Source organism: Rathayibacter sp. Leaf185 (genome assembly GCF_001423885.1).
Lineage (GTDB): Bacteria > Actinomycetota > Actinomycetes > Actinomycetales > Microbacteriaceae > Rathayibacter.
Genome location: NZ_LMPP01000004.1, coordinates 245,585 through 260,765 on the forward strand (window position 1 = coordinate 245,585; position 15,181 = coordinate 260,765).

Below are 15,181 nucleotides of genomic sequence, written 5' to 3' on the forward strand. Positions count from 1 at the left end.
CACCCGCGGCAGGTCAGACCGCCGGGGCCTCCACGCGCTGGCCGACGACGGCGGAGACGCCGTCCTGGCGCATCGAGACGCCGTAGAGGGCGTCCGCGATCTCCATGGTGCGCTTCTGGTGCGTGATCACGATCAACTGGCTCGAGGTCCGCAGGTCCTGGAAGATGCTCAGGAGGCGCCCCAGGTTGGCATCGTCGAGGGCCGCCTCGACCTCGTCCATGATGTAGAACGGGCTCGGTCGCGACTTGAAGATCGCGACCATGAAGGCGACGGCGGCCAGTGAGCGCTCGCCTCCCGAGAGCAGCGAGAGCCGCTCGATCTTCTTCCCGGCCGGGCGCACGGCCACCTCGATGCCGGTGGTGAGCAGGTTGTCGGGATCGGTGAGGCGGATGCTGCCGGTGCCGCCCGGGAAGAGCACCGGGAACACGTCGGCGAACGCGGCCTGGGTGTCGTCGAAGGCCGACGCGAACACCGTCTGCATGGTCTCGTCGAGCTCCTCGATGATCGTCATCAGGTCGCGACGCGTGTTCGTCAGGTCGGTCAGCTGCTCGGTGAGGAACACGTGGCGCTGCTCGAGTGCCGCGAACTCCTCGAGCGCGAGCGGGTTCACCCGGCCGAGCTGGCCGAGCTGCTTCTCGGCCTTGTCGAGGCGCCGGCGCTGCTCCTCGCGCACGAACGGGCGGTCGGGGGCGTCGGAGTCGGTCTCATCGGGCACGCCGACCTCGGGTCCGTACTCGGCCACCAGCACGTCCTCGACGAGTCCGAGCTCGGATCCCGCGCGCTCGAGCAGACCGGAGAGCTGCAGCCGCTTCTCGTAGATCTGCAGCTCGAGTCCGTGCACGCTCTCGGTCACCGACTGGAGTCGGTCGCGGAGCGCGGCCTCCTCGCGCCGGAGCAGCTGGAGCTCGGCGTTCTGCTGCGATCGCGCCGCCTCGGCCTGCACCAGCTCGGCGCGCGCCTGCTGCACCGAGCGGTCGACGGAGGCGAGGACCGCGGGGATCGCTCCGGTGACCTCGGCCGCGGCGTCGTGCTGGCGCCTCCGGATGACCGCGCGGCGGGCCGCCTCGTCGGCGGCGGCGCGGTCGGCGGCGAGCTGGCGGGCGAGCGCCTCGCCGCGGGACTGCTCGGCGCGGACCCGCTCCTTGGCGGTCTCGACTCCCAGCCGTGCCTCGATCTCGCGCTCGCGCGCCGCGTCGACCTCGCCCTGCAGACCGTCTCGCCCGCTCACGTCGAGGATCGGCCGCGGTCGCGAGCGCGCGGTGTCGAGCTCGCTCTTGGCCCTGTATGCCGCCTGCTCCGCGTCACCGACCCGCTCGGAGGCGATGCTCAGAGCCTTCTCGCCGCGCCCGTGCTCGGCGACGGCGGCCTCGAGCTGCGCACGCACGCGGCCGAGGCGCTCGGTGTGGGCGGCGCGGGCGGCGTCGTGCTCGCGGAGGGCGGCCAGGGCGAGGCGCGACTGCTCCTTCGCGGCCTTCAGGGCGCCGGTCTGCTCGGCGAGCTCGAAGCGGAGGCGGTCGATGCTCCCCTCGATCTCCTCCAGCCGGCTCGCGGCGGTGTCGCGCTCGGAGACGAGCTCGAGGCGGCTGCGCTGGCCGCCGGCGCCTCCGCTGAGCACGACGTCCGAGACAGAGGCTCCGTCGCGGGTGACCACGGTGACCGGGTGCACGCTCCCGGCGAAGGCGGGCCACAGCCTCCGCGCCGCGGCGAGATCGTCGACGACGACGATCTGCTCGAGGAGGGCGCGGACCCCCGCGGGCCCGGTGACGAGATCGCCGGCGCGAACGGCCCCCTCCGGCACGTCGAGGGTGAGAGGGGGACGCGCCGCGTCGGCGACGAGCAGCTCGACCCGGCCGAGCTCGCGGCGGACCGCCTCGTCGAGGGCCGCCTCCGCGTGCGCGACGGTATCGGTGAGGACGGCGTCGGCGGCGACGCCCAGCGCTGCGGCGATGGCGGCCTCGTAGCCGGAGCGCACCTGGATCCGCTCGGCGACGCGGCCGCGGACGCCGTCGAGGCGGGTCGCGATCAGCTCGGCCGAGCCGTCGGAGTTGTCGAGGGCGAGGGAGAGGGCGCTCGTGCGGGCGGCGAGGCCGTCGCGTTCGCGCTCGAGGGCGTGCAGGTCCTCGCGGAGGCGCTCGATCTCGCCCTCTGCCTCGAACACCGAGGACTGTGCGAGCTCGTAGCCCTCGTCGAGAGTGCCGTCGGTGCCGCCGCCCGCCTCGCCGATCTCGTCCTCGAGGGAGTCGAGCTGACGCTGGGCCGCCTCGCGTCGCTGCACTGCGGAGTCGAGCGTGTTCTGCGCGCGCAGCACCTCGCCGCGCACGGCCGCGAGGCGGGATGCCGCGGTGTCGGCCTGGCCGGTGAGCTTCGATATCTCGAGGTCGTGCCGCGAGACCAGCGCGGACTGCGCGGCGATCTCGTCGTCGACGGCGTCGAGCGTGCGACGGGCCGCGAGCGTCGCCTGCTGCGCGGCGGCCCAGGCGGCCTCGGCGTCGAGCACTCCCTGCCGGAGGCGCTCGAGCTCGTCACGCGCCTCCTCGATCAGCTGCGGCGTGACGCGCGGCTGAGCCTGCGGCTGCTCCGACTCGAGCTCGAGCAGGGCGAGGCGCTGCCCGGCCAGCGCCGACAGGTTGCGCAGCCGCTCCTGCACCGACTCGAGCTCGAAGGTCGTGCGCCGGGCGTCGTCGACCGCGTCGCCGACCATCTCGGACTCGATGCGCGCCATCCGCAGAGTCGACTGCTCGAGCTTCTCCTGCAGCACGATCCGCTCGCTGTGCCGCTCGCTCTCGGACCGGGCGAAGCCGTCGAGGGCGGTGCGGAGGGTCACCACGTCGTCGGCGAGCAGGCGCGCCCGCGCGTCGCGCACGACCGCGGCGATCGTCTGGGCCTGACGTGCGACCTCGGCCTGGCGGCCGAGCGGCTTGAGCTGGCGCCTGATCTCGCCCGCGAGGTCGGAGAGGCGGGTGAGGTTGGCCTGCATCGCGTCGAGCTTGCGGAGGGTCTTCTCCTTGCGGCGGCGGTGCTTGAGGATGCCGGCGGCCTCCTCGATGAAGCCGCGGCGCTCCTCCGGAGTAGCGTGCAGGACCGCGTCGAGCTGCCCCTGGCCGACGATCACGTGCATCTCGCGGCCGAGACCGGAGTCGCTCAGCAGCTCCTGCACATCGAGCAGCCGGCAGGAGCGGCCGTTGATCGCGTACTCGCTGCCTCCGTTGCGGAACAGCGTGCGGGTGATCGTCACCTCGGTGTACTCGATCGGCAGAGCGCCGTCTGTGTTGTCGATGGTGAGCGCGACCTCGGCACGACCGAGGGGGCCGCGGGTGGAGGTGCCCGCGAAGATGACGTCCTCCATCTTGCCGCCGCGGAGGGTCTTGGCGCCCTGCTCCCCCATTACCCAGGCGAGCGCGTCGACGACGTTGCTCTTGCCCGAGCCGTTGGGGCCGACGACGCAGGTGACGCCGGGCTCGAAGGCGAACGTGGTCGGCTGAGCGAAGGACTTGAACCCCTTGAGGGTCAGGCTCTTCAGATACACCTGCGCCCGCCTCGCTCCCGTTCGAAAACGATCCCCACGGTACTCGATGGGCCGCTCGGGCCCGGGAGGCGGGTGCTGAGCGCCGTCGCGCCGGGCAGTCGGCAGGGCCGCCGCCGCGCACGCAGCGGGGATCGGTCCTGCAGAGGAGCGCGGGTGCGACGATTGTCCTCGACGAGGCCGCGCCGCAGCTCGCGCCGGCCGACCGCCACTGGTCCGTCGCCGGTGACCGCCCGACCGCAGAGGTGACCCGATGCCCACACTGATCCGCGACGTCACCATCGTCGACGCGCACGGAACCGACGACAGCGCCTGGGTTCTGCTGGACGAGGGCACGATCCTCGAGCGCGGAGCGGGCGATCCGCCCCCGGCGGACGGCGCCACGGTGGTGGAGGGTCGTGGCCGCTACCTCGTCCCGGGGTTCATCGATCTGCACGTGCACGGCGGTGGCGGGCACAGCAACGAGGGCGGCGGCGACGCACTCCTGGCGGCCCTCGCCTCCCACCACCGGCACGGGACGACGCGGGCGGTGGCCAGCTTCGTCGCCGCCCCCGCGGCCGAGATCATCGAGCACCTGCGCGCGGCGGCGGAGGCGGCCCGCAGCACTCCGCTCCTGCTCGGGAGCCACCTGGAGGGCCCGTTCCTCGCCGAGGAGCGGACCGGCGCGCATGATCCGCGCCACCTCCGCGACCCCGACGCCGACGAGGTCCGGGCGCTCCTCGATGCGGCGGCGGGCACCCTCCGCCAGGTCACCCTCGACCCGCGGCGCGCGGGAGCGGAGGCGGCCCTCGGGTCGTTCACCGCCGCCGGAGTCGTCGTCGCCGTCGGTCACACCGAGGCCGACTACCGCGAGGCGCTCGACGCCTTCGGCGCGGGCGCGACCCTCCTGACGCACAGCTTCAACGCGATGCGCGGGATCCACCACCGCGAGCCGGGGCCGGTCCTCGCCGCGGTCGACTCCCCCGGGGCGTTCCTCGAACTGATCCTCGACGGCGACCACGTGCATCCGCGGGTCGCCCGGATGCTCTTCGACCTCGCACCGCACCGGATCGTCCTCGTGACGGACGCGATGGCGGCCGCCGGAGCGACCGACGGCGCCTACCGACTGGGAGGCTCGGACGTCGTCGTCAGAGAGGGGCGTGCGACGATCGCCGGCACGCAGACCCTGGCCGGCTCCACTCTCACGCAGGATCGCGCGCTCCGCGTCGGACTCGACGCCGGAATCGAGGTCACCGCGCTGATCGAGGCGCTGACCCTCACCCCGGCCCGCGTGCTGGGCATCGCCGACAGGTTCGGGCTCGTCGCGCCGGGGTACGCCGCCGACGTCGTTCTGCTGTCCTCCGCGTGGGAGGTGGAGGAGGTCCGCGCCGAGGGCAGGCTCCTGCACTCGACCTCCCTGTCGGACGAGGAGTGCACACTGGAGGAGTGACCCGCCCCTCCGTCCGTGCCCTCACGATCCCCGAGCGCCCCGGTGCCGAGGGGTGGGAGGACTTCGTCGCGCTCACCGCGATCGGCAACGTCATCGAGGCCGAGGGCACCGGGACCGACGACCTCGGCTACTCCCCCGAGACGAATCTCGGCGAATGGCGGCAGCAGGAGTTCTCGCCCCAGCGGGCGTTCCTCGCCGAGCTCGCCGGCCGCGTCGTCGGCAGCGGCGAACTGCACTGGAGCGCGGAGGCGGACGACGACGCGGCGTGGCTCTCGATCGCGGTGCTTCCAGGGGAACGCAGGAAAGGCGTCGGGACGGCATTGCTCGAGCGGCTCAGCGCGGACGCCGCGGGCCTCGGCCGACGCGTGCTGCAGACCTGGACGGCGCACCGCGCGGACGCCACCGGTGATCGCCTCGAGCCGCTCTCGGGCGCGGGCTCGATCCCCTCCGCCGACCCCGGGGCACGGTGGCTGACCGCGCGCGGCTGGAGTCTCGAGCAGGTCGAGCGGGTGAGCGTCGCCCGGCTGCCGATCGAATCGCTCGGCGCCCGGCGCCGCGCCGCTCTCGAGCACAGCGCCGGGTACGAGGTGCTGCACTGGCGCGGCAGGACGCCGGCGGAGTGGATCGACGACCTGCTCCTCCTCCGCACCGCGATGACCACGCAGGCGCCATCGGCGGGACTGTCGGTGCCGGAGGAGACCTGGACCCGTGAGCGCCTCGCGGCCCATGAGCACGGTGCCGCAGCAGGCGGACGCGTCGAGCTCGCCTCCGCTGTGCTGCATCGCGCGAGCGGCCGGCTCGTCGGCTACTGCACGATCGACCTGCTCCCCGACCGCCCGGCGCTGTGGGGAGACACCCTCGTGCTGCCCGAGCACCGCGGTCACCGGCTCGGGATGCTGCTGAAGCTCGACGCGCTCGAGCAGCTCACCGCGACGCGCTGCCGCGCCGTCTACACCTGGAACGCCGAGGAGAACCGCCCGATGCTCACCGTGAACGAGGCCGTCGGCTTCACCGCCGTCGCCTTCGAGGGCCAGTGGAAGACGGTGCTCGCATGAACCTGACCGCAGGCGATCGGGATCGCTACGCCCGTCAGATCCGGCTGTTCGGCGAGGAGGGTCAGCGGCGACTCCTGGACGCCCGCGTGCTGGTCCTCGGTGCCGGCGGGATCGGCTCGCCGGTGATCACGGCGCTCGCCGCGGCGGGGATCGGCCGGCTGGGGATCGTCGACTCCGACGTGGTCGAGCCGTCGAACCTGTCGCGGCAGACCGCGCACGACAGCTCGTCGGTGGGGTTCTCGAAAGCGGAGTCGGCGGCCGCCACTGCGCGGCGCCTCTCGCCGGTGATCGACGCGCAGGCCTACTCCGTCGCGTTCACCTCGGTGAACGCCGACGAGCTGGTCGAGGGCTGGGACGTGGTCGTCGACGGCTTCGACACCTTCGGCTCGCGCTACCTCGCGTCGGACGCGACCACCCGCGCCGGAATCCCGCACGTCTGGGGGTCGGCGCTCGGCTTCGACGGCCAGCTCTCGACCTTCTGGGCTGCGGCGCCGGGCGGAGGCGTCACTCTGCGCGCCCTGCACCCCGAGGCGGAGGACTCGGCCGACAGCTGCGCCACGGTCGGCGTGCTGGGAACGCTCTGCGCGACGGTCGGGTCGGCGATGGCGAGCGAGGTCGTGAAGCTGGTGACGGGGATCGGCACGCCGCTGTTCGGGCGGGTGCTGGTGCACGACGCGCTCGACGGGTCGTGGACCGAGCTGCCGCTGGCGCGCGCGGTGCCTGCGGTGCCTCCGCGGACCGTGGGGGCGGGGTCGGTGACCGCCGCGGAGCTGCGTGCACTGCTGGCCGGGGCCGTGCCGCCGACGGTGGTCGACCTGCGCGAGGACGCGGAGGACCGGTCGGTGGCGGTGCCGGGGGCGGTGCGGATGCCGATGTCGCGGTTCGATCCACGGGAGCTGCCGGCGGGCTCACTGGTGATCTACTGCGCGTCGGGCGTGCGCTCGCGGATCGCGGCGGAGCGCGCGGCGGCAGCAGGGGTCGCGGCGGACTCGCTGGTGGGCGGGGCCGCGGCCTGGAGCTGAGCTCGGGCTGGTGAGCGTGTGATCTGCAGGCGTTCGTGCGGTCTGCAGGCGTTCGTTCGGTTTGCAGGCGTTCGTTCGTGCGATCTGCAGGCGTTCGTGCGATCTGCAGGCTGCGAGCCGCGGAAACCGCATCCCGCCGCGCCGGAATCCGCTGCGAACCCGAACCGCCTGCAGATCGCACCGTCTCCTGCAGATCGCACCAGCGCCTGCAGATCGCACCAGCGCCTGCAGATCGCACCCGCAGAGGACGGGTCGTGTGTCCTCAGCCGCCGGCGAACGGCGGCAGCACGTCGACCGTCGTCTCCGCCGCGAGCGGAGTCGCGCGGTCGGTCGTCGACACCCCGCCGACCAGGTAGGTGCACCGCGCCAGCACGTCGGCCGCCGAGGGCACGGAGGCGATCAGCCGCGCCTCGAGCGCCCCGAGGTCGTGCAGGTCGTCGAAGTCGTCGCCGGCGCGCCCCAGAGCAGCCTTCGCCGCGGCGAAGTAGCGGACCCGCACGCTCATCCGCCGATCGCGCTCATGGTGCGCTCGGGCTGCACGAAGCCGACCCGGTTCATCTCGTGGCCCGCGGGCTTCGCCCACATCGCACCGCGCCACAGCTGCGCGACCTCGTGGTCGTCGGCGCCCGCGCGCATCGGCCCCAGCAGATCGGTCTCGTCGTTCGAGAACAGGCAGCTGCGCACACCGCCCTCAGCCGTGAGGCGGGTGCGCCGGCAGTCGCCGCAGAACGGCTCGGTGACGGAGGCGATGATGCCCACCTGCCCGAGGACCGGCCCTTCGAGCACGCCCGCCTCGTGCACGTCGAACAGCTCGGCGGGAGCACCGTCGCGCGGGGCGGCGTGCGGCGTGAGGGTGAATCGCTCCGAGAGGATCGCGCGGATGCCCGCAGCGGTGATCATCGTCTCGCGATCCCAGCCGTGGTCGGCGTCGAGCGCCATCTGCTCGATGAAGCGCAGCTGGTGGCCGCCGGCGAGCGCCCACGCGAGCAGCTCGGGCGCCTCCTGATCGTTGATGCCGGGCAGCAGCACGGCGTTGATCTTCGTCTGGGCCAGCCCCGCGGGCCCGAGCGCGTCGATGCCGGCGAGCACTCGGTCGAGGAAGGGGCGCCGGGTGACCTTGGCGAAGGTCTCGGGGCAGATCGAGTCGAGCGAGACGTTGACCCGGTTCAGCCCTGCTGCGGCGAGCGCCTCCGCCCGACCCGAGAGGCCGATCGCGTTGGTGGTCAGCGAGATCTCGGGCCGCGGCTCGAGTGCGGCGACGTCGCGGATGATGTCGACGAGATCCTTGCGCAGCAGCGGCTCGCCGCCCGTGAAGCGGATCTGGCGTACCCCGAACTGCTCGACGGCGATGCTCGCGAGGCGGACGATCTCGTCGCGGGTGAGCAGCGAGGCGGGAGCGAGGAACGGCAGACCCTCGGCCGGCATGCAGTAGGTGCAGCGCAGATTGCACTTGTCGGTGAGCGAGATCCGGAGGTCGTCGGCGACCCGCCCGTAGGTGTCGAGGAGCAGCGGAGTAGCGGGTCGCTCGGCGGGGAGCTCAGAGCTCTGCCGCCGGGGCCGGATGGCAGGAATCCCGAGTGCTGTGCTCATCCGGACAGACTACGCGCCGGATCTGCGCGCGACCCGGCAGGATGGACTCCGGCCCCGCACGTCGCCGGGCGAGCACCGGAGAGGACGCGATGACCTCGATCGACCTGCACGCCGCCCGGGTGCGAGCGCTGCTCGCCCCCCTGGCCGAGCGGGGCTCCCGCGAGTCGCTGACGCTGGATCCCGCCTCCATCGCCGCTGACCCCGGCGCGTACGACCGCCGGGTGCTGGCCCGCTCGGTCGCCGCGCCGCTCGACCTGCCGCGCTTCGACAACTCGCAGATGGACGGCTACGCCGTGCGCGCCGCCGATCTCGACGCGGCCACCGCCGACAGCCCGGTCGTGCTGCCGGTCGTGGCGCCCATCCCGGCCGGCGACCGCGCACCCCGGCTCGCGCCCGGCACCGCGGCCCCGATCATGACCGGCTCGCCCCTTCCCGTCGGCGCCGACGCCGTCGTGCCGATCGAGCGCGTCGACCCGCCGCGCTTCCTCGCGACCGGCTCCGATGACGCGCACGTCGCCTTCTCGGCGCCCGTCGTCGCCTCGACCTTCGTCCGCGCCCGCGGCAGCGACACCCGGAGCGGAGACCTCGCGCTGCCGGCCGGCACCACCCTCCGCGCCGCGCACTACGGCCTGCTCGCCTCCCTCGGGCTGACCGAGATCGAGGTGCTCCCCCGCCTCCGCGTCCTCGTCGTGCCGACCGGGCACGAGATCCGCCCCGCGGGCGCGGTGCTCGAGGACGCGCAGATCTACGACGCGAACGGCGCCCTGCTCGCCGAGGCCGTGCGTGAGGCGGGCGGCCTGCCGATCGTCACGCCGTGCGGCAGCGACCGCGCCGAGGATCTCCTGGCGCTCCTGCACGAGCACGCGGCGGGGGCTGATCTCGCGATCACGGTCGGCGGAGTCAGCGCCGGCGCCTACGAGGTCGTGCGCGATGCACTCGGTCCCGCCGGCTCGGAGTTCGGCCACGTCGCGATGCAGCCGGGCGGACCGCAGGGACTGGGCCTCGTGCGGATGACGGACGGCACGCACCTCCCGATCGTGTCGCTCCCCGGCAACCCGGTGAGCGCGCTGGTGTCGTTCGAGGTCTTCCTCCGCCCCGTGCTGCGCTCGCTCGCCGGGCGGCACCCCGCCGAGCGACCGCGCCTGCGGGCCCGGCTCGGCGCCCCGCTCGACTCGCCCGTGCACCTGCATCAGATCAGGCGCGGGCTCCTCGACGACGAGGGCCTCGTGCACGCGGTCGGAGGCCCGAGCTCGCACCTGCTCGCGTCCTACGCCCGCTCGAACATACTCATCCACGTCCCCGTCGGGACGGAACGCGCAGCGACCGGCGACACGGTCGAGATCTGGAGGATCGATGACTGAGGGCACCCGCCTCACCCACGTCCGCGGCGACGGCGCCGTGCACATGGTCGACGTCGGCGGAAAGGAGGTGACCGCGCGCACCGCGGTCGCCGAGGGGTTCGTCGTCACCACTGCGGAGGTCGTCCGGCTGCTCGCGCAGGGCGAGCTGCCCAAGGGCGAGGCGCTGGGAGTGGCGCGGATCGCCGGGATCATGGGCGCGAAGGCCACCTCCACACTGATCCCGCTCTGCCACCCGCTCGTGCTCGACGGGGTCGACATCGATCTCGAGCCCAGCGGTGACCGCGTGCGGATCGAGGCGCGCGTGCGCACCAGCGGCCGCACCGGCGTCGAGATGGAGGCGCTCACCGCCGTCACCGTCGCGGCACTGACCGTCTACGACATGCTCAAGGCCGTCGATCGCGGCGCGGTCATCACCGACGTCCGCGTGCTCGCCAAGGCCGGCGGCCGCAGCGGGTCGTGGAGCGTCCAGTGACGCGGCGCGCGGTCGCCGTGGTCGCCTCCACCCGCGCCGCCTCCGGGGTCTACGAGGATCGCACCGGACCGGCGCTGCTGGCCTGGTTCGAGAGCCGGGGCTGGGAGGGACGCGTGGTCGTGGTCGCCGACGGCGACGCGGTCGGCGAGGCGATCTCGGACGCGATCGGCACCGGGGTCGACATCGTGGTCACCACAGGGGGCACGGGCGTCGCTCCGAGCGACGTCACCCCCGAGCAGACGGCTCCGCTGATCGAGCGGGAGCTGCCCGGTCTCGCCGAGGCGATCCGCGCACGGGGCGCCGCGCACGTGCCCACCGCGATCCTCAGCCGCGGCACGGCTGGAGTCTCGGGCGCGAGCGTCATCGTCAACCTGCCCGGGTCGCCCGGCGGAGTCCGCGACGGGATCGGCGTGCTCGATCCGGTCATCGGCCACCTCCTCGATCAGCTCGGAGGCGGCGACCATGTCCGCTGACGCCGTCGCGCTCGCGCGGATCGCCCACGAGGCGATCACCGTCGACGAGTGCGAGCACGCCGTCGACTCCCCCGCGCACGGTGCGGTGGTGACCTTCGCCGGAGTGGTCCGCGACCACGACGAGGGACGCGGGGTGCTCCGCCTGCACTACGAGGCGCACCCGGAGGCGTCCGCCGCGCTGCTCGCCTCGGCCGAGCGCATCGCGGACCGCTTCCCGGAGGTGCGGATCGCCGCGGTGCACCGCGTCGGCGACCTGGTCGTCGGAGACCTGGCGCTGGCCTGCGCCGTCGCCTCCCCGCACCGCGCGGCAGCCTTCGAGGCGTGCGCGGCGCTGGTCGACGACATCAAGGCGACGGTGCCCATCTGGAAGGAGCAGTCGTTCGTCGACGGCAGCTCGGAGTGGGTGGCGTCGCTCGGCTGAGCGCAGTGGCGGGGTGGGAACGGGTCACCGTCGAGACGGCCGGGTGGTGCCCTCGACGAGGACCGATTCCTGACTGGCGGATCCGCCAGGGGGTGCCGCGACCGGAGCGCGGGGCGACAGACCCGGGTAACACGGGTGTCACACGTCTGGGGTTGACTGGAGGAGTCCGCACCCCGCGGGCTCCGGCGAGAGGCGCGGCATGGACCTGAACACGATCCAGCGCGTCCGCGTCGTCCGCGAGCGCGCCGATCTGGCGGCGATGGGCCCGCGCACCGCGGTCATCGGAGGCGGTTCCTGGGTCTTCTCCCTCCCGCACGACCACCTCGACGAGCTGCTCGATCTGCAGGGCTTCGGCTGGGAGCCGCTCAGCGTCACTCCCGCCGGCCTCTCGATCGCCGCGACCTGCACCCTCACCCAGCTCGCCGCTCTGCCCGACCACGGCCCGCTCTTCTTCCAGTGCTGCACGGCCCTGCTCGGCTCGTTCAAGATCTGGAACGTCGCGACGGTGGCCGGCAACATCGCCAACGCGCTGCCGGCCGGCCCGATGATCGGCCTCGCCGCCGCGCTCGACGCCGAGGCGCTGATCTGGCGCGCCGACGGCTCCGACGATCTCGTGCCCGTCGCCGAGCTCGTGACCGGCAACATGACGACGACGCTCGGCCACGGCGACGTGATCCGCTCGATCGAGGTCCCGTCGCACGCTCTCGAGGCGCGGACCGCGTTCCGCAAGATCGCCCTCTCGCCGCTCGGTCGCTCCGGCGCGGTCGTGATCGGCCGGCTCGACGTCGACGGCGGATTCGTGCTGTGCGTGACGGGTGCGACGATCCGGCCCGAGGTCCTGCGGTTCGCTGCTCTCCCCGCTGCCGACGAGCTCTCGGCGGGCGTCGACGCGATCGCGACCTGGTTCACCGATCCGCACGGTGCCGCCGACTGGCGGCATGCGGTCTCTCTGGTGCTGGCCGAGGAGATCCGCCACGAGCTCGAGGGGAGCCGCGCATGAGGTTCACCGTCAACGGCGAGGCGGTCGACGCGACTCCGCGACCCGGCCAGGTCCTGCGCACTCTGCTGCGCGACCACGATCACTTCGAGGTCAAGAAGGGCTGCGACGCGGGCGACTGCGGCGCCTGCTCGGTGCTCGTCGACGGCACCCCGTTCCACTCCTGCCTCTACCCCGCGCACCGCCTCGAGGGCCGCGAGGTGACGACGGCGGCGGGTCTCGGCACCGCAGAGGAGCCGAGCCCCGTGCAGCAGGCCTTCGTCGACTCCGGCGCGTTCCAGTGCGGCTTCTGCACGGCGGGCATGGTCGTGACGGCGACCGCGATCGAGGGCGCGCGTGCAGAGGACGTCCCGCGGCTGATGAAGGGCAATCTCTGCCGCTGCACCGGCTACCGCGCGATCGCCGAGGCGGTCAGCGGTGGGCACTCCTGCGGAGGCTCCTGCGAGCACCCGAGCGGCCTGTCCCCCGTCCGCCGCACCGGCCGCCCGACCGCCGACGAGTCGCGGGTCGGCCGCTCCCTCGGCGCCCCCGCCGGGCGCCGCATCGTGTCGGGCAGCGAGCCCTACACGCTCGACGTCGCGGTGCCCGGGCTGCTGCACCTGAAGGTCCTGCAGAGCCCGCACGCTCACGCACGCATCGTGTCGATGGACACCCGCGCGGCGGCCGCGATGCCCGGCGTCGTCGCGGTGCTGACCGCCTCCGATGTGCCCGATCTGCTCTACTCGACCGCCCGCCACGAGTCGCGGCTCGACGATCCCGACGACACGCGGATGCTCGACACCGTCGTGCGCTTCCGCGGGCAGCGCGTCGCCGTCGTGGTCGCCGAGTCGGTCGCGCAGGCCGAGATCGCCTGCCGCGCGATCGACGTCGAGTACGAGGTGCTGCCGGCCGTCTTCGATCCTGAGGAGGCGCGCTCGCCCGGCGCGCCGCTCCTGCACGGCGAGAAGGACCCGATCGCGTCCCGGATCGCCGACCCGGCCTCGAACGTCGTCGCCGAGCTGCACGGCGAGTACGGCGATGTCGCGCAGGGGCTGTCCGAGGCCGACGTCGTCGTCGAGGGCCGCTGGCAGACCTCGCGCGTCGCGCACACCGCGCTCGAGACGCACGGCACGGTCGGCTGGCTCGACGGCGATCAGCTGGTGCTGCGGACCTCGACCCAGGTGCCGTTCCTCGTGCGCGACGAGATCGCGCGGATCTTCGACCGGTCGCCCGAGAGCGTCCGCGTGTTCACCGCTCGGGTCGGCGGGGGCTTCGGCGGCAAGCAGGAGATCCTCACGGAGGACGTCGTCGCCCTGGCCGTGCTCGCGACCGGACGCCCTGTGCAGTACGAGTTCACCCGGACCGACGAGTTCACGATGGCCCCGTGCCGCCACCCGATGCGCGTCGGCGTGACGCTCGGCGCCCGCCGCGACGGGCGGCTGACGGCCATGAAGGTCGACGTCCTCTCGGACACGGGGGCCTACGGCAACCACGGGCCCGGAGTGATGTTCCACGGCACGTCGGAGTCGGTCGCGACCTACAACGCGCCCCACAAGCGCGTCGATGCGCAGGCCGTCTACACGAACAACCTGCCCTCGGGCGCGTTCCGCGGCTACGGGCTCGGGCAGGTGATCTTCGGCATCGAGTCGGCGATGGACCAGCTCGCCCGCGAGCTCGGCATCGATCCGTTCGAGCTGCGCCGGATCAACGCGGTGCGCCCCGGTGATCCCCTCGTCGTCACGCACGTCGAGGGCGAGGACATCGGCTTCGCCTCGTACGGGCTCGACCAGTGCCTCGACCTGACCGAGGCGGCGCTCGTGCGCGGCCGAGCCGACGCGGTCCCGGAGGGGCCCGACTGGCGGATCGGTGAGGGCATGGCGGTCGCGATGATCGCCACGATCCCTCCGCGCGGCCACTTCTCGGAGGCGACCGTCGAGGTCGACGCCGACGGTGTGCTCACGATCGGAGTCGGCACCTCCGAGTTCGGCAACGGCACCACGACCGTGCACACCCAGCTCGTCGCGAGCGCGTTCGGCGCCTCGGCTGACCGGGTGCGCATCCGGCAGTCCGACACCGCCGCTGCGCGGTACGACACCGGCGCGTTCGGCAGCGCGGGGACGGTCGTCGCGGGCAAGGCGGTCTACGCCGCGGCCGTGCGGCTGCTCGCCGACCTCCGCTCGCTCGCGAAGCGGCTGACCGGGATCGAGGGCGGCGAGTTCGAGCCGGACGACGAGGGACTGCTCGCGCCCGACGGCACCCGAGTGAGCTTCGGCGATCTCGCGCTCGCGGCCGGCGGGCCGGTCAGCGCGACGGGGACCGAGGACGGCGCTCAGCGCTCGCTCGCGTTCAACGTGCAGGGCTTCCGCGTCGCCGTGCGCGCATCGACCGGCGAGGTCCGCATCCTGCAGTCGGTGCAGGCCGCGGATGCGGGCTTCGTCATCAACCCGGAGCAGTGCCGCGGCCAGGTCGAGGGCGGAGTCGCCCAGGCGATCGGCTCGGCGCTCTACGAGGAGGTGATCCTCGACGGCGCGGGCACGGTCACGACGGCGATCCTCCGGAACTACCACATCCCGCAGATGGCGGACGTGCCCACGACGGAGGTGCTCTTCGCCGACACCGCCGACGACCTCGGCCCGTTCGGTGCGAAGTCGATGAGCGAGGCGCCCTACAACCCGGTCGCCCCGGCGCTGGCCAACGCCGTCCGCGACGCGATCGGGGTGCGGCCCTTCGAGCTGCCGCTCTCGCGCGACCGGGTGTGGCGCCTGCTGCACCCCGATGCCGCCCCGGTCCGCACCGTCGCGGCGGAGGCGCCCCAGGGCTGAGCGGGCTCGTCCACTGGCCGGCCCTGCGCTATCGGGC

At 73.5% G+C, this 15,181-nt stretch carries 12 protein-coding genes; 9 read left to right on the top strand and 3 right to left on the bottom strand.

Annotated features, from left to right (window positions below; genetic code table 11):
- Positions 1 to 13: 13 nt before the first annotated feature.
- Positions 14 to 3,526, bottom strand: coding sequence for a chromosome segregation protein SMC (gene smc / locus ASG06_RS15375; protein WP_056044135.1), 3,513 nt, complete (start codon positions 3,524 to 3,526; stop codon positions 14 to 16).
- A gap of 250 nt (positions 3,527 to 3,776) precedes the next feature.
- Between smc and nagA the strand changes: the two genes are divergently transcribed.
- Genes nagA through ASG06_RS15390 form a run of 3 tightly spaced genes read left to right on the top strand, consistent with a single transcriptional unit; the run spans position 3,777 to position 7,029 of the window.
- Entirely contained in the window at positions 3,777 to 4,952 is a 1,176-nt protein-coding gene (gene nagA / locus ASG06_RS15380) for an N-acetylglucosamine-6-phosphate deacetylase (protein ID WP_056044136.1), read from the top strand.
- Positions 4,949 to 6,007, top strand: a complete 1,059-nt coding sequence (locus ASG06_RS15385; protein WP_056044138.1) for a GNAT family N-acetyltransferase — start codon at positions 4,949 to 4,951, stop codon at positions 6,005 to 6,007. Before nagA ends, ASG06_RS15385 begins: the two co-directional genes overlap by 4 nt.
- The gene (locus ASG06_RS15390; RefSeq protein WP_056044140.1) at positions 6,004 to 7,029 is read left to right on the top strand and encodes a HesA/MoeB/ThiF family protein; all 1,026 of its coding nucleotides are present in this window, start codon (positions 6,004 to 6,006) and stop codon (positions 7,027 to 7,029) included. The genes ASG06_RS15385 and ASG06_RS15390 overlap by 4 nt, the downstream gene beginning before the upstream one ends.
- A gap of 262 nt (positions 7,030 to 7,291) precedes the next feature.
- On the opposite strand, the gene ASG06_RS15395 is transcribed toward ASG06_RS15390, so the two are convergent.
- Both ASG06_RS15395 and moaA read right to left on the bottom strand, forming a co-directional pair.
- Positions 7,292 to 7,534, bottom strand: coding sequence for a MoaD/ThiS family protein (locus tag ASG06_RS15395; protein WP_056044142.1), 243 nt, complete (start codon positions 7,532 to 7,534; stop codon positions 7,292 to 7,294).
- On the bottom strand, positions 7,531 to 8,619 hold the full coding sequence (gene moaA, locus ASG06_RS15400; protein ID WP_056044143.1) for a GTP 3',8-cyclase MoaA: 1,089 nt from the start codon (positions 8,617 to 8,619) through the stop codon (positions 7,531 to 7,533). The genes ASG06_RS15395 and moaA overlap by 4 nt, the downstream gene beginning before the upstream one ends.
- 89 nt (positions 8,620 to 8,708) lie before the next feature.
- On the opposite strand from moaA, the gene ASG06_RS15405 reads away from it, so the two are divergent.
- The 6 genes from ASG06_RS15405 (at position 8,709) to ASG06_RS15430 (ending at position 15,144) form a co-directional block, all read left to right on the top strand.
- A complete protein-coding gene (locus ASG06_RS15405) occupies positions 8,709 to 9,980 on the top strand; it encodes a molybdopterin molybdotransferase MoeA (protein WP_056044146.1) in 1,272 nt (423 codons plus the stop codon).
- The gene (moaC, locus tag ASG06_RS15410) at positions 9,973 to 10,452 is read left to right on the top strand and encodes a cyclic pyranopterin monophosphate synthase MoaC (protein WP_056044148.1); all 480 of its coding nucleotides are present in this window, start codon (positions 9,973 to 9,975) and stop codon (positions 10,450 to 10,452) included. Before ASG06_RS15405 ends, moaC begins: the two co-directional genes overlap by 8 nt.
- The gene (locus tag ASG06_RS20290; protein ID WP_056044149.1) at positions 10,449 to 10,925 is read left to right on the top strand and encodes a MogA/MoaB family molybdenum cofactor biosynthesis protein; all 477 of its coding nucleotides are present in this window, start codon (positions 10,449 to 10,451) and stop codon (positions 10,923 to 10,925) included. The genes moaC and ASG06_RS20290 overlap by 4 nt, the downstream gene beginning before the upstream one ends.
- A complete protein-coding gene (locus ASG06_RS20295; protein ID WP_056044152.1) occupies positions 10,915 to 11,346 on the top strand; it encodes a molybdenum cofactor biosynthesis protein MoaE in 432 nt (143 codons plus the stop codon). Before ASG06_RS20290 ends, ASG06_RS20295 begins: the two co-directional genes overlap by 11 nt.
- A gap of 199 nt (positions 11,347 to 11,545) precedes the next feature.
- Entirely contained in the window at positions 11,546 to 12,346 is an 801-nt protein-coding gene (locus tag ASG06_RS15425; protein ID WP_056044154.1) for an FAD binding domain-containing protein, read from the top strand.
- Complete coding sequence (locus ASG06_RS15430; RefSeq protein ID WP_056044157.1) at positions 12,343 to 15,144, top strand: molybdopterin-dependent oxidoreductase; 2,802 nt, start codon at positions 12,343 to 12,345, stop codon at positions 15,142 to 15,144. The genes ASG06_RS15425 and ASG06_RS15430 overlap by 4 nt, the downstream gene beginning before the upstream one ends.
- Positions 15,145 to 15,181: the final 37 nt, after the last annotated feature.

Bases quoted from the DNA above. Each gene is read 5' to 3' on its own strand.
- nagA (WP_056044136.1), top strand. From the start codon at position 3,777: ATGCCCACACTGATCCGCGACGTCACCATCGTCGACGCGCACGGAACC.
- ASG06_RS15390 (WP_056044140.1), top strand. From the start codon at position 6,004: ATGAACCTGACCGCAGGCGATCGGGATCGCTACGCCCGTCAGATCCGG.
- ASG06_RS15395 (WP_056044142.1), bottom strand. From the start codon at position 7,534: ATGAGCGTGCGGGTCCGCTACTTCGCCGCGGCGAAGGCTGCTCTGGGG.
- moaA (WP_056044143.1), bottom strand. From the start codon at position 8,619: ATGAGCACAGCACTCGGGATTCCTGCCATCCGGCCCCGGCGGCAGAGC.
- ASG06_RS15405 (WP_056044146.1), top strand. From the start codon at position 8,709: ATGACCTCGATCGACCTGCACGCCGCCCGGGTGCGAGCGCTGCTCGCC.
- moaC (WP_056044148.1), top strand. From the start codon at position 9,973: ATGACTGAGGGCACCCGCCTCACCCACGTCCGCGGCGACGGCGCCGTG.
- ASG06_RS20295 (WP_056044152.1), top strand. From the start codon at position 10,915: ATGTCCGCTGACGCCGTCGCGCTCGCGCGGATCGCCCACGAGGCGATC.
- ASG06_RS15425 (WP_056044154.1), top strand. From the start codon at position 11,546: ATGGACCTGAACACGATCCAGCGCGTCCGCGTCGTCCGCGAGCGCGCC.
- ASG06_RS15430 (WP_056044157.1), top strand. From the start codon at position 12,343: ATGAGGTTCACCGTCAACGGCGAGGCGGTCGACGCGACTCCGCGACCC.